We start from the raw sequence: 18,562 nt of genomic DNA on the forward strand, positions 1-18,562 counted from the left end.
GTGCTTCGCAATCCCGTGGGCGGGCACGTGCCCGTCGCCGGCGGGCTCGCCTCGGTGGGCCTGACGTACGCCCGTGAGATGCGCGCGGAGGCCGTCCAGGTGTTCGTGGCCAACCCGCGCGGCTGGGCCACCCCGACCGGGAACCCGGCGCAGGACGAGCTGTTCCGCGCCCGGTGCGCCGAGGAGTCGGTCCCGGCGTACGTGCACGCCCCCTACCTGATCAACTTCGGCTCGCACACCGAGGCGACGGTCGAGAAGTCGGTGGAGTCGCTGCGGCATTCGCTGCGCCGGGCCCGGCAGATCGGCGCGCTCGGGGTGGTCGTGCACACCGGCTCGGCCACCGGCGGGCGTCCGCGTGAGGCGGCGTACGCGCAGGTCAGGGAGCACATGCTGCCGCTGCTGGACGAGCTCACGCACGAGGACGACCCGTTCCTGCTGCTGGAGTCGACGGCGGGGCAGGGCTCCTCGCTCTGTTCGCGGACCTGGGACTTCGGCCCGTACTTCGAGGCCCTGGACCACCACGAGATGCTGGGCATCTGCCTGGACACGTGCCACATCTTCGCGGCGGGCCACGACCTGGCGGAGCCGGGCGGCACGAAGCAGACGCTGGACCTGCTGGTGGACACGGTGGGCGCGGGCCGGCTCAAGCTGATCCACGCCAACGACTCCAAGGAGGGCGTCGGCGCCCACAAGGACCGGCACGCCAACATCGGCCAGGGTCACATCGGCCGGGACGCCTTCGCCGAACTGTTCTCGCACCCGGAGACGGCCGGCGTACCGCTGATCATCGAGACGCCGGGCGGCAAGGAGGGGCACGCGGCGGACGTGGCCCTGCTGAAGGAGCTCCGCGACCTGCACTGACACGGCGAAAATCCTTGAGGGAATACCCCTGGGGGGTATACGGTTCCACCAGTCGGCGGGACCGCCACCCGGCATTCCGCCAGACCGTCAGGGGGTAGTCATGGAACAGGCGCACGAACACCACGAACACCACCAGCACCACGAGCACCACGCCCATGAGGGTCATCAGGAACACGAGGGCAACCACGGCAGCCACGGCAACCACGCCGCCCACGCCGCCCACGCCGGACCCGTCGGCTGGGGCATGGCCGCCAAGGCGACCCTCCACTGCCTCACCGGCTGCGCCATCGGCGAGGTGCTCGGCATGATCGTCGGCACCGCCCTGGGCTGGGGGAACCTCCCGACGATGGTCCTGGCGATCGTCCTCGCGTTCGTCTTCGGCTACGCCCTCACCCTGCGCGGCATCCTGGCCGCCGGCGTGGACTTCCGTTCGGCCGTCCGGGTGGCGCTGGCCGCGGACACCCTGTCGATCGCCGTCATGGAGCTGATCGACAACGGCGTCATCGCCGTCTGGCCGGGCGCCATGGACGCCCACCTTTCCGAGGCCCTGTTCTGGATCGTCCTGGTGATCTCGCTGGCGCTCGCCTTCGTCGTCACCACCCCGGTCAACAAGTGGATGATCGGCCGCGGCAAGGGCCACGCCGTCGTCCACCAGTACCACCACTGAGGAGCGGTCAGAGCTCCGGACCGTCCCCCGGCCCCTCCTGGTACGAGTAGCGCTGCTCGCGCCAGGGGTCGCCGATGTTGTGGTAGCCGCGCTCCTCCCAGAAGCCGCGGCGGTCGGCCGTCATGTACTCCACGCCCCGGACCCACTTCGGGCCCTTCCAGGCGTACAGGTGCGGGACCACCAGGCGCAGCGGGAAGCCGTGTTCGGCCGTCAGCGGTTCGCCACCCATGTGGGTGGCGAAGACGGTCCGGTCGGAGGCGAAATCCGCCAGTCTCAGGTTGGAGCTGAACCCGTACTCGGCCCACACCATCACATGCGTGACCTGCGGCGCGGGCGGTGCCAGGGCCAGGATCTCGCGGGCCGGCACCCCGCCCCATTCGGCGCCCTGCATGCTGAACTTGGTGACGCAGTGCAGGTCGGCCACCACGGTGTCGAACGGCAGCGCCGCGAACTGCTCGTGGTTCCAGCAGTGCTTCTCACCGTCGGCCGTCGCCCCGAAGACGCGGAACTCCCAGCGGTCCGGCTTGAACTTGGGCACGGGACCGTAGTGGGTGACCGGCCAGCCCCTCTGCAACCGCTGCCCCGGAGGGAGCTCGAGCTGCTCTGCTCCCGGAAAATCCCGGCTGTCCGGCTGACCCATGCCTCCATGGTGACAGACGTGGCGGGGTGGTCACGACCAGGTACGAAACGAAACGGGCAACTAGCGGCAACTCCCACTAAGGAGGCACTTACTGGACGGCCCCGTACGGCGGTGCAAAGATGCGCGCACTGCCCAGTCACCTAGCTGACATTGCCTGGAAGGAGCCTCTGCGATGCAGGGCGACCCCGAGGTCCTCGAGTTTCTGAACGAGCAGCTGACCGGCGAGCTCACGGCCATCAACCAGTACTGGCTGCACTACCGCATCCAGGACAACAAGGGGTGGACCAAGCTCGCCAAGTACACGCGTGAAGAGTCCATCGACGAGATGAAGCACGCGGACAAGCTCACCGAGCGCATCCTCATGCTCGACGGTCTGCCGAATTACCAGCGCCTCTTCCACGTACGCGTCGGTCAGACGATCACCGAGATGTTCCAGGCCGACCGGCAGGTCGAGGTGGAGGCCATCGACCGCCTCAAGCGCGGTATCGAGGTCATGCGCGGGAAGGGCGACATCACATCCGCGCGCCTCTTCGAGGAGATCCTGGAGGACGAGGAGCACCACATCGACTACCTCGACACCCAGCTGGAGCTCATCGAGTCCCTGGGCGAGGCGCTGTACATCGCCCAGCTCATCGAACAGCCGAGCTGACGCCTCAGGCCGCTTCCGCCAGCAGTGCCGGGGCCGGGTCGGCGGCGAGGACGGCGGCCGCGTTGCCCTTCTCCAGCAGTTCCCGGCGCGGGCACGCGCCACGGCCCAGGATGCCCTGGATGGTCCGCACGCAGGAGCCGCAGTCGGTGCCGGCCTTGGTGGCCGAGGCGATCTGGCGGGGGGTGCAGGCCCCCGCGGCCGCGTGTTCCTTGACCTGCTTGTCGGTGACCCCGAAACACGAGCAGACGTACACGCGGTTCACCTCCCTGAGCGGAATGGTTCTTGCGGCCATCCCCGGTGCGGTGAGGCTTACCTAACCGTACCCAAAGTTAGGTAAGCCTAAAAGGCCCGGAGACGAGGATGGGGCGCGGATCACATGGATCCGCGCCCCGTCCTCACCCAGACCTACCGGCCCGTCACTGGTCGCGGTACATCTCCGCCACCAGGAACGCCAGGTCCAGGGACTGGCTGCGGTTGAGACGCGGGTCGCAGGCCGTCTCGTAGCGCTGGTGCAGGTCGTCGACGAAGATCTCGTCGCCGCCGCCCACGCACTCGGTGACGTCGTCACCGGTGAGCTCGACGTGGATGCCGCCCGGGTGGGTGCCCAGCGCCTTGTGGACCTCGAAGAAGCCCTTGACCTCGTCCAGGACGTCGTCGAAGCGGCGCGTCTTGTGGCCGGAGGCCGCCTCGAAGGTGTTGCCGTGCATCGGGTCGGTGACCCAGGCGACGGTCGCACCGGAGGCGGTGACCTTCTCGACCAGCTCGGGGAGCTTGTCGCGGACCTTGTCGGCGCCCATGCGGACGACGAAGGTCAGCCGGCCCGGCTCGCGCTCGGGGTCCAGGCGGTCGATGTAGGTCAGCGCCTCGTCCACCGTGGTGGTCGGGCCGAGCTTGATGCCGATCGGGTTGGCGATCTGCGAGCAGAACTCGATGTGCGCGTGGTCCAGCTGGCGGGTGCGCTCACCGATCCAGACCATGTGGCCGGAGGTGTCGTACAGCTTGCCGGTACGGGAGTCCGTACGGGTGAGGGCGCCCTCGTAGTCCAGCAGCAGGGCCTCGTGCGAGGAGTAGAACTCCACCGCCTTGAACTCGGCCGGGTCGGTGCCACAGGCCTTCATGAAGTTCAGCGCGTTGTCGATCTCCCGCGCGAGCTGCTCGTAGCGCTGCCCGGACGGGGAGGACTTCACGAAGTCCTGGTTCCAGGCGTGCACCTGGCGCAGGTCGGCGTAACCACCGGTGGTGAAGGCGCGCACCAGGTTCAGCGTGGAGGCCGACGCGTGGTACATCCGCTTGAGCCGCTCGGGGTCCGGGACGCGGGCCTCTTCGGTGAAGGCGAAGCCGTTGACGGAGTCACCGCGGTAGGTCGGCAGGGTCACGCCGTCGCGGGTCTCGGTGTCCTTGGAGCGCGGCTTGGAGTACTGGCCCGCGATACGGCCGACCTTGACGACGGGCACGGAGGCCGCGTACGTCAGGACGGCGCTCATCTGGAGCAGGGTCTTCAGCTTGGCGCGGATGTGGTCGGCGGACACGGCGTCGAAGGCCTCGGCGCAGTCGCCGCCCTGCAGCAGGAACGCCTCGCCCTTGGCGACGGCTCCCAGACGGGCGCGCAGCTGGTCGCACTCGCCCGCGAAGACGAGCGGAGGATACGACTCGAGGTCCGCGACGACAGCGCGCAGGGCCTCGGCATCGGGGTACGAAGGCTGCTGCGCCGCGGGAAGGTCTCGCCAGGTCGCCTTGGCGGCGAGGGCGTGGTTTTCAGCGTTCACGGTCACCTCGTACACATTACGGCGTCATTCGCCGTGTCCGGCCGGACGCCCACCTGGTGAGACGGTGTCGTTCGAAGGCCCGCGGACCCCAGATGAACGGAATTCAAGGTTCATATGGCGGAAGAGGCGGGGTGCGGCAGGGAGACGGCCGCGTGGGCTATGGTGCCTCCCATGTACGCGCTCTCCGTCCAGAACTGGTGGTGGTCCGCTCCCGGCGGCCCACCCCTCGTGCGTACCCACTGACACGAGCGACACGAAGGCCGCCCCGAGGGGCGGCCTTCTGCGTACGCAGGCAGGACCGGGCCGCCCCTCCTCCCGACACCCCACCGGAAGGACGCCCGCCCCATGCCCCAGCCCGAGTTCTCCCTCGCCCGGCTCCTCGACGAGGACGCCCCGCCCTTCGCGCTGCTGCGCCGGCGCACCCCGGGCCGCGACCACGACACCGTCGAGGTGCTCCTGGGCCCGGTCCACGAGGCCGAACGCCTGGCCGACCTGCCGGTCCGCGGGCTGCCGACCCTGGCGCTGGTCCCGTTCCGCCAGATCCGCGAGCGCGGGTTCGACGTGCGCGACGACGGCACCCCGCTGAGCGTGCTGGTCGCCGAGGAGGCCCACGAGATCCCGCTCGCCGAGGCCCTGGCCGCCCTCCCGAACCACCCCGTACGGGTCGGGGGCGGCGGCTTCGACGTCGGCGACGAGGAGTACGCGGCCACCGTCGAGCGGGTGATCCGCGACGAGATCGGCCGCGGCGAGGGCGCGAACTTCGTGATCCGGCGGACGTACGGGGGCCGGATCGACGGCTTCGGCCGGGCCGACGCCCTGGCCCTGTTCCGGCGGCTGCTGGAGGGCGAGCGGGGCGCGTACTGGACGTACGTGGTCCACACCCCGGACCGCACCCTGGTGGGGGCCAGCCCCGAGGTCCACGTCCGCATGACGGGCGGCACGGTGGTCATGAACCCCATCAGCGGCACCTACCGCTACCCGGCCGGCGGCCCGACGGCCGAGTCCCTCCTCGCCTTCCTCGGCGACCGCAAGGAGACCGAGGAGCTGTCGATGGTGGTGGACGAGGAACTGAAGATGATGTGCACCGTCGGCGACATGGGCGGCACGGTCGTCGGCCCCCGGCTGCGGGAGATGGCCCACCTCGCGCACACCGAGTACGAGCTGCGCGGCCGCTCCTCGCTGGACGTCCGGGAGGTGCTGCGGGAGACCATGTTCGCGGCGACGGTGACGGGCTCGCCGGTGCAGAACGCCTGCCGGGTGATCGAACGGTACGAGCACGGGGGCCGCGGCTACTACGCGGGCGCCCTGGCCCTGCTCGGCCTGGACGCGTCCGGCGCCCAGACCCTGGACTCCCCCATCCTGATCCGCACCGCCGACATCGCCCCGGACGGGACGCTGCGGGTGCCGGTCGGGGCCACGCTGGTCCGCCATTCGGACCCGCGGGGCGAGGTGGCCGAGACGCACGCCAAGGCGGCGGGGGTGCTGGCCGCGCTGGGCGTGCGCGAGGCCGCGCCCCGGCCGGTCGCCTCGGGCAGCGCCCGGCTGGCGGACGATCCCCGGGTGCAGGCGGCGCTGGCCGCGCGGCGGGCGGACCTCGCGCCGTTCTGGCTGCGGATGCAGGAGCGGCTGCCGGCGGCCGGCGGGCACGCGCTGGTGGTGGACGGCGAGGACACGTTCACGGCGATGCTCGCGCACGTGCTGCGGGCGGCCGGCCTGGCGGTGACGGTACGCCGCTACGACGAGCCGGGGCTGCGGGAGACGGCGCTGGCCTGGGACGGGCCGGTCGTGCTGGGCCCCGGTCCGGGCGACCCGGCCGACGGGGCGGACCCGAAGATGCGGATGCTGCGCGGGCTGGCGGGCGAACTGCTCGCCTCGCACCGGGGCGGGCTGTTCGGGGTCTGCCTGGGGCACGAACTGCTGGCCGCGGAGATCGGCCTGCCCCTCGTCCGCAAGGCGGAGCCGGCGCAGGGGGCGCAGCTGCGGATCGACCTCTTCGGGCGGCCGGAGGTGGTCGGCTTCTACAACACGTACACGGCCGCCTGCGACGCGGAGACCGAGGCGGAGCTGGCGGCGCACGGGGTCGAGGTCTCCCGCGACCCCGTCACGGCCGAGGTCCACGCCCTCCGCTGCGCGGCGCGCGGCTTCGCGGGCGTCCAGTTCCACCCGGAGTCGGTGCTCACCCTGCGGGGGGCGGAGCTGCTGTCCGCCCTGGTCCGGTCCCTGACCCCGGCGGGGCGGCGGGGCTAGCCCTGCGGGGCCGGTCCCTGGGGCTCCGCCCCAGACCTCCCCCGGCTACCGCTGGGGGTGCCCCCAGCGCCTCAAACGCCGGCGGGGCTGGATTTTGCCGCTGCGCGGCAATTCCAGACCGCGCGGCGTTTGGGGGGGAAGCCCGCCGCGGGCGAACCTCAGGCCGGGCCCGGGACCCGCCCCGCGGTCCGACCTCCCGCAGAGGCGGGGCGGCGGCTCAGCCGAAGAAGACGCCGGCCTCCTCGTACAGCGCCGGGTCCACCGTCTTCAGCCGCGCCGTGGCCTCGGCGATCGGCACCCGCACGATGTCCGTCCCCTTCAGCGCGACCATCTTCCCGAAGTCCCCGTCCCGCACCGCGTCGATCGCGTGCAGCCCGAACCGGGTGGCCAGCCAGCGGTCGAAGGCGCTCGGGGTGCCCCCGCGCTGGATGTGCCCGAGGACCGTCGTCCGGGCCTCCTTGCCGGTGCGCGCCTCGATCTCCTTCGCCAGCCATTCCCCGACGCCCGACAGCCGGACGTGCCCGAAGGAGTCCCGGGACACGGCGTCCTTGAGCACCAGGTCGCCGTCCTTGGGCATGGCGCCCTCGGCCACCACCACGATCGGCGCGTAGCTCGCCTTGAAGCGGGAGGTCACCCAGGCGCACACCTGGTCCACGTCGAAGCGCTGCTCGGGGATGAGGATGACGTTCGCCCCGCCCGCGAGCCCCGAGTGCAGGGCGATCCAGCCGGCGTGTCGGCCCATCACCTCGACGACCAGCACCCGCATGTGCGACTCGGCCGTGGTGTGCAGCCGGTCAATGGCCTCCGTCGCGATGCCGACGGCCGTGTCGAAACCGAAGGTGTAGTCGGTGGCCGACAGGTCGTTGTCGATGGTCTTGGGCACGCCGACGCAGGGGATGCCGTACTCCTCGTACAGCCGGGCGGCCACGCCCAGGGTGTCCTCGCCGCCGATCGCGATGAGCGCGTCGACCTCGGCCTTGGCGAGGTTCTCCTTGATGGAGCGGACCCCGTTCTCCGTCTTGAACGGGTTGGTGCGCGAGGACCCGAGGATGGTGCCGCCGCGCGGCAGGATCCCGCGGACGGCGGGGATGTCCAGCGGGACGGTGTCCCCCTCGACCGGCCCCCGCCAGCCGTCCTTGAAACCGACGAACCCGTATCCGTACTCCTGGACGCCCTTGCGGACGACGCCCCTGATCACCGCGTTGAGCCCGGGGCAGTCGCCGCCGCCCGTGAGCACTCCGACCTTCATGGAATCTCCCTTCGCCATGACGGTCACGCTAGTGGTGACCCAGGTCACAGCGAGGGCTCTGGAGTGGGCAATTCCGGTGGAATTACGGGGCGTTGCGTACGCGTGTTCACTCGTACGGGGAAGTAAGTACGACCGGCGGGTACGCCCGGAGCGCCGTTACGCGTCGTCGAGCCCGCGCTCTATCGCGTACCGGACGAGCTCCACCCGGTTGTGCAGCTGGAGTTTGCCCAGGGTGTTCTGGACGTGGTTCTGCACCGTGCGGTGCGAGATGACCAGCCGCTCCGCGATCTGCTTGTACGACAGCCCCTTGGCCACCAGCCGCAGCACCTCCGTCTCCCGGTCGGTCAGCTGCGGAGCCTTCGGCTCGTCGGCGGCGGCCGGCGCCGGGTCGGTGGCCAGGCGCCGGTACTCGCCGAGGACCAGCCCGGCCAGCCCCGGGGTGAAGACGGGGTCCCCGGCGGCGGTCCGGCGCACCGCGTCGATCAGCTCCTGCGCCCCGGCGGACTTCATCAGGTAGCCGGTGGCCCCCGACTTCACCGCCTCCAGCACGTCCGCGTGCTCCCCACTCGCCGACAGGACCAGCACCCGCAGCGCGGGGTCGGTGCCGACCAGCTCCTTGCAGACCTGGACCCCGGGCATGCCGGGCAGGTTGAGGTCGAGGACCAGCACCCGGGGGGCGGCGGCGCGGGCGCGGCGCACCGCCTCGGGGCCGTCCCCGGCGGTGGCGACCACGTCGAAGCCGGCGGCGGCCAGGTCGCGGGCGACCGCGTCCCGCCACATCGGGTGGTCGTCGACGACCATCACCTTGATGTCGTGGAGCCCGTCGCCCCCGACGCCCAAGCCTTCGGCGCCGGTGCCGCCGCCACTGCCACTGCCGCTGTCGTTCACTGGGTCCTCCCCCTCGGTACTTTCAGTTCCACTTCGGTGCCCTGCCCGGGGACGGACACCAGCTCGGCGCTCCCGCCGAGGTCGCGCAGCCGGCCCCGGATGGACAGGGCCACGCCCATCCGCCCCTCGCCCGCCGCCTGGTCGAGCCGGCCCGCCGGGATGCCCGGGCCGTCGTCCCGTACGGTCACGATCACCTCGTCGCCCCAGTCCTCGACCAGGATCCAGGCGCTGGCCCCCTCCCCGGCGTGCTTGCGCACGTTGTCCAGGGCCGCGCCCACGGCCGCGGCCAGCTCCCGCGCGGCGGGCGCGGGCAGCGGCACCGGGGCGCCCGGTTCGGCGAAACTCACCCGGGAGCCGGCGTGCGGGGCCAGCAGGGCCCGCAGGTCCAGCTCGCCCTCGTCGCCGGCCGGCTCCTCCACCTCGTACGTGTCCACCAGCGCGCCCAGCGACTCGTCGCGCGAGACCCGGGAGGGGCGGACCAGCCCGCTGGAGACCAGCGTGCGCAGCGCCACCTCCTGCTCACCGGCCATCCGGCCCAGCTCCGCGGCCTCGCCGCCCAGCTCGGTGCCCCGCCGCTGGACCATGGCGAGGACCTGGAGGACCCCGTCGTGGATGTCGCGGGCGAGGCGTTCGCGCTCACGGGTCGCCGCCTCGATCTCCAGGGCGCGGGCGAGGGTCGCCTCACTGGCCCGGGCGACCTCGACGACGTAGCCGAGGGCTATGGAGGCCACCCAGACCAGCAGCACGTTGTGCAGGGTGTCCCGGGTGGGGTCGCCGCCGTGGATGGCGATGTTGGCGACGGCCACGAAGGTGGAGGCGATACCGGCCCAGCGCCAGCCGCCCTTGAGGGCGAAGGCGAGGACCGAGCCGGCCGTCCAGATGCTGGGGAGGGTGGGGCCGCCCGCCTGGATGCGGGCGTGGGTGTCGGCGAGCGGGGTGAGGGCGATCCCGGCGAGGGCGACCGTGAGGTCCGCGGCCAGGAAGCCCCTGGTGCAGTGGGCCGCGCCGCCCACCCGGCGGTAGGTGGCCAGGGTCCAGACGGCGAGGACGGCGAGGTAGCCGGCCGCGACCCCGGGACGGACGAAGTCCTTGTGGGCGAAGGCGAACAGCAGCACCGCGTAGACCATGGTGAGCAGCCGGTACGCGGTCAGCGCCCGCCACAGCGGCTGCTCCACCGACATCCGCACGACGCGCTCGCGCTTCGCCGCCATCTCCCCCACCCCCGCCCCGCGGACGGCAGCCTGCCGCCCGCGGGAACTACTCCGCGCCGCCGTCGGCCTTGTCGGCCTTCGCGTTCTTGTCCGCCTTGGCGGCCTTGGCGGCCTTCTCGGCCTTTTCGGCCTCCGCGATCTGCCGCTTGGCGGCCGTCGCGTAGATGTCGACGTACTCCTGGCCGGAGAGCTTCATGATCTCGTACATGACCTCGTCGGTCACCGAGCGCAGGATGAAGCGGTCCCCGTCCATGCCCTGGTAGCGGCTGAAGTCCAGCGGCTTGCCGATCCGGATGCCCGGGCGCATCAGCTTGGGGACCACCTTGCCGGGCGGCTGGATCTTCTCCGTGTCGATCATCGCCACCGGGATCACGGGCGCACCGGTGGCCAGCGCCACCCGGGCGAGACCGCCGGGCTTGCCCCGGTAGAGGCGGCCGTCGGGTGAACGGGTCCCCTCGGGGTAGATACCGAACAGCTCCCCGCGCTCGATGACCTCGATGCCGCTCTTGATGGCGGCCTCGCCCGCACCGCGCGCGCCGGAGCGGTCCACGGGGAGCTGGCCGACGCCCTTGAAGAAGGCCGCGGTCAGCTTGCCCTTGACCCCGGGGGAGGTGAAGTACTCCGCCTTCGCGATGAAGGTCACCTTCCGGTCCAGCACGGCCGGCAGGAAGAAGGAGTCGGAGAAGGACAGGTGGTTGCTCGCGAGGATCGCCGGCCCCTCGGCGGGAATGTTCTCGAGGCCCTCCACCCACGGCCTGAAGGCGAGCTTCAGGGACCCGCCGATGGAGAACTTCATTGCGCCGTAGATCAACTCGAAAGCCTTCCTGTGTCTGTCGATCAGACCATAACCCCTGGCTCCCCCTAGAGCGCCCGACGACCCTGGTCGGTGTCATCCCGGTCGCGTACGGTGAAGTCACACAGCGCGACGCACCCGTACGTACCCGTACCCCGCACGCGTCATCGCCCTCACCCCATCAAGGAGACTGTGGTGCCCGTCCTCCCTGGAGCAGAGCCGTTCCGCCACGAGGGCGGAGAGGTGGGCGTGCTCCTCTGCCACGGCTTCACCGGTTCCCCGCAGTCGCTGCGCCCCTGGGCCGAGTACCTGGCCGAGCGCGGACTGACGGTCTCGCTGCCGCTGCTGCCGGGCCACGGCACGCGCTGGCAGGACATGCAGCTCACCGGCTGGCAGGACTGGTACGCCGAGGTGGACCGGGCGCTGCGGGAGCTGCTGGAGCGGTGCACGCAGGTGTTCGTGTTCGGGCTCTCGATGGGCGGCGCGCTGACCCTGCGGCTGGCCGCCAAGCACGGGGAGGCGATCAGCGGCATCGTCCTCGTCAACCCGGCCAACAAGGTGCACGACCCGCTGGCCGTGACCCTCCCGGTGACCAAGCACTTCATCCGGTCCACGCCGGGGATCGCGAGCGACATCGCCAAGCCGGGCGCGGCGGAGGTCGGCTACGACCGGGTGCCGACGAAGGCCGCGCATTCGCTGAGGAAGTTCTTCCAGCTGGTCGACACCGAGCTGCCGCAGGTCACGCAGCCGGTGCTGCTGCTGCACAGCCCCCAGGACCACGTGGTCCCGCCGGTGGACTCGGAGCGGATCCTGGCGCGGGTGTCGTCGGCCGACGTCACCGAGACCCTGCTGGAACAGAGTTACCACGTCGCGACGTTGGACCATGACGCGGAGCGGATCTTCGCGGACAGCTATGCGTTCGTCGGGCGGCTCGCGGAGAGCGTCGGCAGGGAGGGGGCGGCCAGCGGTGGCTGAGCACGAGGAGTCCTCCGGGGGTGTGCCCCCACTGGACGAGGAAGCGGCGTGGGCCGCGATCGTCGCCGGGTACGGGCAGGAACCGCCGGACCCGCCGGGGGCCCGTCCGTTCCGGCCCATCGAGAACCTGATGCTGCCGGAGGAGGACGTCCAGCCGGAGCCCCCGGCCGCCACGCCGACGACGCCGACGGTCCTGGGCAGCTCGGTGGTCTTCGCCCCGGGCGTCGGCCTCGGCCCCCGCGACCACACCCCGGCGGAGCCGAAGGACGGGGACCTGGCGGGGGAAGCGGCCGACGAGGGCCACTTCGTCCCCCCGGAACCCCCGGAGCTCCCGCAGGCGGACACGACGGCGAAGTTCGCCTGGCTGGCGGTGGTCGGCGGCCCGGTCCTGCTGCTGCTGGCGGTACTGCTCCAGTGGGACATGACCTGGTGGCTGACCACCCTGGGCATCGGCGGCTTCCTGGGCGGCTTCGCCACCCTGGTCGCCCGCATGTCGGGCGACACCGATGACGACGACGACCCGGGGCGCGGGGCGGTGGTGTAGGGGGCGACCCCTCACGGCGACGCCTCGCGGCGCGGGCCCGCCATCTCCCCCTCGAGGGGCAGGGGCGGGCCGGTAGCTGCCCACCCGCCTCCCCAAGCGGCCGGGGCCGGCAGCCCGGCGGGGCCTTGGCCGGGCGGAAGCGGAGAGGCGGCCGGGACGAGGGAGGGCGGAGCCTAGGCGCGGCGGTCTCAGGGAGGGTTGGGGGGTTCCCGCCAGTCTCATCGTCCTTCCGCGTCGGACCGGCCTGTCAAGGGCGCTCCTTCGTCGCGTCGCTTCGCGATCGCCTCCGGCGACCCTTGACAGACCGTCCCGCCACGAAAAGCCGAAGACTGCCGGGAACCCCCCAAAGGAACGGGACGGATGTTCATGGACATGCGGCTCCCTCAGCGACCAGGCGGGATGGTCGGGGGTCGGCAGACATCCCATCCGGGCCGACATGGATGCCTTTCGGGGCCGCCCTCCGCGGCAAATCGCTACGCGCTCCTCTCGTCTCAGCGTCAGCCGCCCGTCTGGGGCCGCTGCCCGCGCCAAAGGCCAACCGGATCGTCATCTGGGGCCGGTGGGCGCGACAGATCGCTACGCGCTCCTCTTTTGCCGGCGTCCGACAGCCGTCTTGGGCTGGTACTGAGGTTGTTCCTGTTTGGCGGACAGGTGTGTTGTGTTGGTCAGGCTGCGGTCGTTTCGTACTGGGCTGGGCTGCGGTAGCCGAGGCTGCTGTGGAGTCGGCGGGTGTTGTACCAGCCTTCGATGTACTCGAAGATCGCGGTCCTGGCGGCAGCGTGGGTGTGCCAGGTGTGGCGGGTGACCAGTTCGGATTTCAGCGTGCTGAAGAAGGACTCGGCGAGGGCGTTGTCCCAGCAGACGCCGGTGCGTCCCACGGAGAGCCGGATGCCGAGGTGGGCGGCCAGGCGGGCGAAGGCGTGGCTGGTGTACTGGGTGCCGCGGTCGGAGTGGAAGATCACCGATCCGGTGGGTCGGCGTTGCCGGCAGGCGGCTTCGAGGGCGTCGGCGGCCAGGCTGGTTCCCAGGTGGTCGCAGGTGGCCCAGCCGATCACGCGGCGGGAGGCGATGTCGATGACGGTGGCCAGGTAGAGCCAGCCTTGGCCGGTGGGGATGTAGGTGATGTCCCCGCACCACCGGGTGTCGATTGCCTGCGGATCGGCGGTGAAGTCCCGCATGGCCAGGTCAGGGCGGCAAGCGCCGGTGGGATCGGCGATGGTGGTGCGGTGCCCGCGACGGCGGTGGCGGCCCTCCAGGCCGGCGTCGCGCATCAGGCGGGCGATCCTGCGCCTGCCGCAGGTGCGGCCCTCGGCCTTGAGGGCCGCGTGGATCCTGGGTGCGCCGTAGGTGCCGCGTGAGCGGGTGTGGACCTCTCTGATCAGCGAGGTCCATTCCGCGTCCCGGCGGGCGCGGGGGCCCGGGGTGCTCTGGCGCCGCTGGTAGTAGGCGGACCGGGAGACCTTCATCAGCTCACACGCCCGTTTGACGCTGTGACCTGCCAGCTTTTCCGCCTCGATGAACGGATCGACCGTCACCGGGTCCCCCTGGCGAAGAAAGCCGTGGCCCGCTTGAGGATCTCGATGTCCTCGCGCAGACGGCGGTTCTCCCGCCGCAGCTCGGCGAGCTCCGCCCGCTCGTCACGTTCCAGGTCCTGGGGCTGGTGGCTCTCGTCGGACTGGGCCAGCCACAGCCGCACCGCGGACTCGGTCAGGTCGAAGTCCTTGCAGACATCGGGTACCGATCGGTCCCCGCGCAGGCACAGCTCCACGATCTCGGCCTTGAAATCGGCAGTGAACTGCCGCCGCTTCCGCGGCTTCCTCTTCGGCATGTTCTCCATCATGGACATCCCTCCCCGGACACAAGCCCGGATCTCGGATGTCCGCCAAACCGAAGCAACCCCAGGCTGTCAAGGGTGGCCGAAGGCCATCGCGAAGCGACGCGACGAAGGAGCGCCCTTGACAGGCCGGCCCGAACCGGAAGGACAGTGGGACTGACGGGAAAGCCCCAAGGCATCCCCGAGACCACTGGCTGATGTCCCGCCCCTGCCCGGTCCCGGGCAGCTGACAGCCACCGCCCGGCGGTCTCCCGATCCCCACCCACCACCCGCACCAGGGGAGGCGGGTGGGCAGCCACCGCCCGACCCCCACCCATCGAGGGGGAGATGGCGGGCGCGGGTCGGCGGGGTCAAGCCCCCAGCCGGACCGCCGCCAGTACGGGCAGGTGGTCCGTCGCGGTGCGGAGGTCCGGGGTCGGGAGGCCCGTGGGGACGCCGCAGGCGAGGACCTCGACGGTCGGGGTGGCGAACACCGCGTCGATGCGGCGGGTCGGGGAGGACGAGGGGAAGGTGTTCTCGCCGCCCCAGGGGGCCGTCGTCCAGCAGTCCTGGAGGGTGGACGCGAGACGGGTGAAGGCGGGGCCGCCCGGGGTTTCGTTGACGTCGGCGGCGGCGATCACGTGCGGGGCGTCCAGGGCGGCGACCCGGTCCAGGAGGAGGTCGGCCTGGGCGGCGCGTTCCGTCGCGTCCAGGGAGAGGTGGGCGCTGACCACGCCCACCCGGGCCGACCCGAAGCGGACCACGGCGGTGGCGAAGCCGCGCCGGTGGAGTCCGGGGGTCAGGGGGAGCAGGACGTCCTCCGTGCGTTCCACGAAGGCCCGGAGCGAGCACAGCAGCAGCGGGCCGGCGGCCGTCGCTCCGCCGCCCAGGACCACCAGGTCGGCCTTGGACGCCAGCCGGGCGGCGTGCTTGCGCCAGCGGAAGAAGCGCGGGGCCTCCTGGATGAACACCAGGTCGGGGGCGCAGGCCCGGATCACCCGGGCCAGTGCCTCCTCGTCGTCGCGCATCGAGCGCACGTTGTAGCTGAGGACGCGGATCACGGCGGAGCCGTCGGGTTCGGTCGCGGACCCGGGCAGTGCGTCGGGGACGGCGTCGGCGTCGGGCAGGGGCTGGGGCAGGGGCAACGTGTCGGGCACCATGCCCGCAAGATACGCAGCCGCCCGCCGCTCCCACAGGGGGCACGGCGGGCGGTTCGAGAGGTGTCCGAGCGGGGCTCAGCCCTGGCGGGCCAGGTCCGCGGCGCCGACCAGGCCGGCCTTGCCGCCGAGCTGGGCGGCGAGGACCTGCGCGTGCGGCCGCCAGGCGCCGCCGATCAGCCAGCGCTTGAAGGACTTGCGGATGGGGTCGAGGACGAGGTCGCCCTCGTCGGAGACCCCGCCGCCGACGATGAACGCCGACGGGTCGAAGAGGGAGGCCAGGTCGGCCAGGCCCGCGCCGGCCCAGCGGGCGAGCTCGCGGAAGGAGTCGACGGCCACCGGGTCGCCCTGGCGGGCGGCCTGGCTGATGTGCTTGCCCTCGATGCCGTCGGGGGTGCCGTCGCCCAGGCCCAGCAGGACCGCCGCGTTCTCGGGGGTGGCGTTGGCGCGCTGCTTGGCGTAGCGGACGAGGGCGCGGCCGGAGGCGTACTGCTCCCAGCAGCCCTGGCTGCCGCAGCCGCACAGCAGGCCGTCGGGGACGACCCGGATGTGCCCGAACTCGGCGGCGACGCCGAAGCGGCCGCGGCGCAGCTTGTTGCCCATGATGATGCCGCCGCCCAGGCCCGTGCCGAGGGTGATGCAGATGACGTCCTCGTGGCCCTGGCCGGCGCCGAAGCGGTACTCGCCCCAGGCGGCGCAGTTCGCGTCGTTCTCGACGACGACCGGGAGGCCGATGCGCTGCTCGACCTTGTCCTTGAGCGGTTCGTGGCGCCAGTTGATGTTGGGCGCGAAGAGGACGGTGGCGCGCTTGTCGTCCACGTATCCGGCGGCGCCGATGCCGACGGCCTCGATGGTGTGGTTGCTGCTGACCTCGGAGACGGCGGCGCAGATCGCCTCCGTCACGCCGTCCGCGGTCGGCGGGGTGGGCACCTTGTACGTCTCAAGGATGGTGCCCTCTTCGTCGACCACGCCGGCCGCGATCTTCGTGCCGCCGATGTCGACGCCGATGGTGAGTCCCATTAGTCCCTCGGTTTTCCGGTCAAGCCCCGCCACGGCCCACCGTACCCGAGCCCGGCGGAGTCTCAGTCGAGATCGATCCGCTGGGCCGGGCCCTCGTCGGGGCCGTCGCCCGGGCCGGCGTCGTCGTCGGTGTGCTTGCGGGGGGCCGGGGGGTCGTCCCGGACCCAGCGGCGTTCATGGCCTTCGACGGCGGAGCGGTAGGCGGCGAGCAGCTCGGATCCGGCGGCGGCCAGGTGGCCGAACACCTCCGGGTTGCGTTCGATGACGGGTTTGGCGGCGGTCTTGGCCTGGTTGACGAACTGGCGTACGGCGTCCTGGGCGGCTGCGGCGAGCTCGGGGTTGTTGAGGGCGGAGACCTTGTCGGCGACGGCGCCGAAGAGTTTGAACAGTTCTTCGGCTGCGGTGCCGGTGGCTCCCGCCCCCGCGCCCGCGCCCTGCTCGCGCTCCGCCCGGCGGCGCTCCCGTTCGGCGGCGAGGTCCTCGGCGCAGGCCTTCGCCCAGGCGTCGTCGTCGGTGGGGCGGTCGGTGGCCTCGCTCATGGCGGACTCTCCTGCGGCTGCGGTAGGGGCTACTTCCGACGGTACCCGAACGGAGGTACGCAGCTCAGCGCGCCCGGGGCCACAGTCGCGGGTCGGGGGTGAAGCGGATGCGGAGCACCCCGTCGGTGAGGGCGGCGCCGGAGACGGTGCAGCGGCGCAGGGCGGAGGGGAGGGAAACGGTCCTGCGGTAGGGGCCGACCGCGAGGTGGAGTTCGTCGCCGCGCCGGACCAGGTCGAGCTCGCTCTTGTGGGCGCGGGGCAGGGGGACCGCCCAGACGAGCACCCCGTCGTCGGCGAGCCGGTCCTCGACGGGCCAGCCGGGGCGGGACGCGGGGGTGGGGGCGGGGGCCGGGGCGAGGGGTTCGGTGCCGGTGAGCTCGCCGGGGTGGCCGGGGTCCCGGCCGAGGTGCGCGAGCGGGACCACGGGGGTGTGCTGCCGCCACCGCGCGAGGTACTCCGCCTGCTGGGCGGCGAGTCCGGCCAGCCACGGGTCGGCGGGGTCCTGCGGGACGAGCCGGTTGGCCACCAGGTCGTGGACGGGCAGCTGGTGCAGGGCGAGGCCGAGCCTCCCGGTGCGCAGGGCGGCGTCGGCGGCGGGTCCTGGTTCGGCGACGAGGCGGACCCGGGTGGTGGGGGCCTCGACGACGGCCTGGACGGCGGCGAGCTCCTCGTCCCAGCGGGCGGCGGTCTCGTAGAGCCACTGGGCGGGCATGGGGACGCCGGCGAGCTGGGCGAGTACGGGGCGCAGGGCGCGGGCCGCCTGGCGTTCGGCCGGCAGCAGGCGGGCCAGGTAGCGGCGCAGCTGGGCGGGGAGGGCGAGGGTGGTCAGGGCCTGGTGCAGCGGGGGCATGTCCACGACGACGAGGTCGGTGGCGGGGGTGGCGGCGGCGCGGCGCAGGCCGCGCAGGAGGGCGAACTGTTCGGCGCCGGGGAGTTCGGTGAGTTCCTCGGCGCCGAGGGGGCTGCCGCCGAGGAGGGAGAGGAGGGTGGCGCCGCGTTCCTGGAGGGCGGCGAGCTCGGTGCGGAACTCCTGGCCGGAGTCGATGCGGGCGAGGCGGAGGCCGTCCGGGGTGGGGGCGCCGGCCCAGGGGTCGTCGGCGCACAGCAGGAGCACGCGCTGCCCGGCGCGGGCCGCGGCGAGCGCGGTGGCGGCGGCGACGGTGGTGCGGCCTGACCCTCCGGGGCCGGTGATCAGCAGGGTGTGCGGCATGGGGCGGCGCTCCGGGTCGTAGATCATCCTCCCCCGCACGCTACGCCGCCCGGCCCGCGGCGCTGGGCCCGGGGGCATGCGGCGCCCGCCGCGCGGGGCGGACCGGCCGGGTTGGTGGGCGGCTGCCGTGCCGCTGCGCGGGCGGAGCCGGGGCCCAGTGGGCGGGGGCCGGGCCGGGGGGCCGGGGCGTTCGGGGCCGGGCCGGTGCCGGCAGGCGGTGGCCGCTGCGCGGGGCGGGGTCCCCTACCCTCCCCCAGACTCCGTCCGGGGGGACCCCCACTTCCACCGTTCCCCGGGGCAAGCCCCGGACCCCAGTACGTGCGCTGCGCGCCC

Annotated in this window: 19 protein-coding genes; 6 read left to right on the plus strand and 13 right to left on the minus strand. The window is 72.5% G+C overall.

Going from position 1 to position 18,562, the window contains the following annotated elements:
* A complete protein-coding gene (locus ACFY0O_RS07755) occupies positions 1–861 on the plus strand; it encodes a deoxyribonuclease IV (RefSeq protein ID WP_388944030.1) in 861 nt (286 codons plus the stop codon).
* Between the two features lie 100 nt (positions 862–961).
* Positions 962–1,528: a DUF4396 domain-containing protein gene (locus ACFY0O_RS07760; RefSeq protein WP_388944032.1), complete on the plus strand. Its 567-nt coding sequence runs from the start codon at positions 962–964 to the stop codon at positions 1,526–1,528.
* A gap of 7 nt (positions 1,529–1,535) precedes the next feature.
* Here the strand turns inward: ACFY0O_RS07760 and ACFY0O_RS07765 are convergent, their stop codons facing one another.
* Complete coding sequence (locus ACFY0O_RS07765; RefSeq protein WP_358899409.1) at positions 1,536–2,168, minus strand: sulfite oxidase-like oxidoreductase; 633 nt, start codon at positions 2,166–2,168, stop codon at positions 1,536–1,538.
* A gap of 172 nt (positions 2,169–2,340) precedes the next feature.
* Here ACFY0O_RS07765 and bfr point away from each other — a divergent pair, with 172 nt between their 5' ends.
* Positions 2,341–2,817 (plus strand): bacterioferritin, encoded by a 477-nt coding sequence (gene bfr / locus ACFY0O_RS07770; protein WP_037926968.1) that lies wholly within the window; start codon positions 2,341–2,343, stop codon positions 2,815–2,817.
* 4 nt (positions 2,818–2,821) lie between these two features.
* Here the strand turns inward: bfr and ACFY0O_RS07775 are convergent, their stop codons facing one another.
* Positions 2,822–3,079: a bacterioferritin-associated ferredoxin gene (locus ACFY0O_RS07775; RefSeq protein ID WP_388944036.1), complete on the minus strand. Its 258-nt coding sequence runs from the start codon at positions 3,077–3,079 to the stop codon at positions 2,822–2,824.
* Between the two features lie 154 nt (positions 3,080–3,233).
* The gene (locus ACFY0O_RS07780; protein ID WP_362055387.1) at positions 3,234–4,598 is read right to left on the minus strand and encodes a class II 3-deoxy-7-phosphoheptulonate synthase; all 1,365 of its coding nucleotides are present in this window, start codon (positions 4,596–4,598) and stop codon (positions 3,234–3,236) included.
* 330 nt (positions 4,599–4,928) lie between these two features.
* Between ACFY0O_RS07780 and ACFY0O_RS07785 the strand changes: the two genes are divergently transcribed.
* Positions 4,929–6,830 carry a chorismate-binding protein gene (locus tag ACFY0O_RS07785; protein WP_388944038.1) on the plus strand — a complete coding sequence of 634 codons (1,902 nt, stop codon included), beginning with the start codon at positions 4,929–4,931 and terminating at the stop codon, positions 6,828–6,830.
* Positions 6,831–7,047: 217 nt separating this feature from the next.
* Here ACFY0O_RS07785 and ACFY0O_RS07790 read toward each other — a convergent pair whose 3' ends face one another.
* The 4 genes from ACFY0O_RS07790 to ACFY0O_RS07805 form a co-directional block, all read right to left on the minus strand.
* Positions 7,048–8,079, minus strand: coding sequence for a 6-phosphofructokinase (locus ACFY0O_RS07790; RefSeq protein ID WP_358899414.1), 1,032 nt, complete (start codon positions 8,077–8,079; stop codon positions 7,048–7,050).
* A 156-nt stretch (positions 8,080–8,235) separates the two neighbouring features.
* The gene (locus ACFY0O_RS07795) at positions 8,236–8,880 is read right to left on the minus strand and encodes a response regulator transcription factor (RefSeq protein ID WP_358899413.1); all 645 of its coding nucleotides are present in this window, start codon (positions 8,878–8,880) and stop codon (positions 8,236–8,238) included.
* 83 nt (positions 8,881–8,963) lie between these two features.
* Positions 8,964–10,178 (minus strand): MacS family sensor histidine kinase, encoded by a 1,215-nt coding sequence (gene macS, locus ACFY0O_RS07800; RefSeq protein WP_388944041.1) that lies wholly within the window; start codon positions 10,176–10,178, stop codon positions 8,964–8,966.
* 46 nt (positions 10,179–10,224) lie between these two features.
* Positions 10,225–10,974: a lysophospholipid acyltransferase family protein gene (locus ACFY0O_RS07805; protein ID WP_388944540.1), complete on the minus strand. Its 750-nt coding sequence runs from the start codon at positions 10,972–10,974 to the stop codon at positions 10,225–10,227.
* 192 nt (positions 10,975–11,166) lie between these two features.
* On the opposite strand from ACFY0O_RS07805, the gene ACFY0O_RS07810 reads away from it, so the two are divergent.
* The gene (locus tag ACFY0O_RS07810) at positions 11,167–11,946 is read left to right on the plus strand and encodes an alpha/beta hydrolase (RefSeq protein ID WP_388944044.1); all 780 of its coding nucleotides are present in this window, start codon (positions 11,167–11,169) and stop codon (positions 11,944–11,946) included.
* Complete coding sequence (locus ACFY0O_RS07815) at positions 11,939–12,490, plus strand: hypothetical protein (RefSeq protein WP_388944047.1); 552 nt, start codon at positions 11,939–11,941, stop codon at positions 12,488–12,490. The genes ACFY0O_RS07810 and ACFY0O_RS07815 overlap by 8 nt, the downstream gene beginning before the upstream one ends.
* Before the next feature lie 665 nt (positions 12,491–13,155).
* Here ACFY0O_RS07815 and ACFY0O_RS07820 read toward each other — a convergent pair.
* From ACFY0O_RS07820 to ACFY0O_RS07845, 6 genes are all read right to left on the minus strand, one after another.
* Entirely contained in the window at positions 13,156–14,025 is an 870-nt protein-coding gene (locus tag ACFY0O_RS07820; RefSeq protein ID WP_388944050.1) for an IS3 family transposase, read from the minus strand.
* Complete coding sequence (locus ACFY0O_RS07825) at positions 14,022–14,318, minus strand: transposase (protein WP_388944053.1); 297 nt, start codon at positions 14,316–14,318, stop codon at positions 14,022–14,024. Before ACFY0O_RS07825 ends, ACFY0O_RS07820 begins: the two co-directional genes overlap by 4 nt.
* Positions 14,319–14,674: 356 nt before the next feature.
* Positions 14,675–15,463 carry an endonuclease/exonuclease/phosphatase family protein gene (locus tag ACFY0O_RS07830; RefSeq protein ID WP_388944055.1) on the minus strand — a complete coding sequence of 263 codons (789 nt, stop codon included), beginning with the start codon at positions 15,461–15,463 and terminating at the stop codon, positions 14,675–14,677.
* Positions 15,464–15,538: 75 nt separating this feature from the next.
* Positions 15,539–16,480, minus strand: coding sequence for an ROK family glucokinase (locus tag ACFY0O_RS07835; RefSeq protein WP_358897497.1), 942 nt, complete (start codon positions 16,478–16,480; stop codon positions 15,539–15,541).
* Between the two features lie 62 nt (positions 16,481–16,542).
* On the minus strand, positions 16,543–17,019 hold the full coding sequence (locus ACFY0O_RS07840) for a DUF5304 family protein (protein ID WP_388944057.1): 477 nt from the start codon (positions 17,017–17,019) through the stop codon (positions 16,543–16,545).
* Between the two features lie 64 nt (positions 17,020–17,083).
* On the minus strand, positions 17,084–18,256 hold the full coding sequence (locus ACFY0O_RS07845) for an ArsA family ATPase (protein WP_388944060.1): 1,173 nt from the start codon (positions 18,254–18,256) through the stop codon (positions 17,084–17,086).
* Positions 18,257–18,562: the final 306 nt, after the last annotated feature.

This window comes from Streptomyces sp. NPDC001594, assembly GCF_042893675.1.
GTDB lineage: Bacteria > Actinomycetota > Actinomycetes > Streptomycetales > Streptomycetaceae > Streptomyces.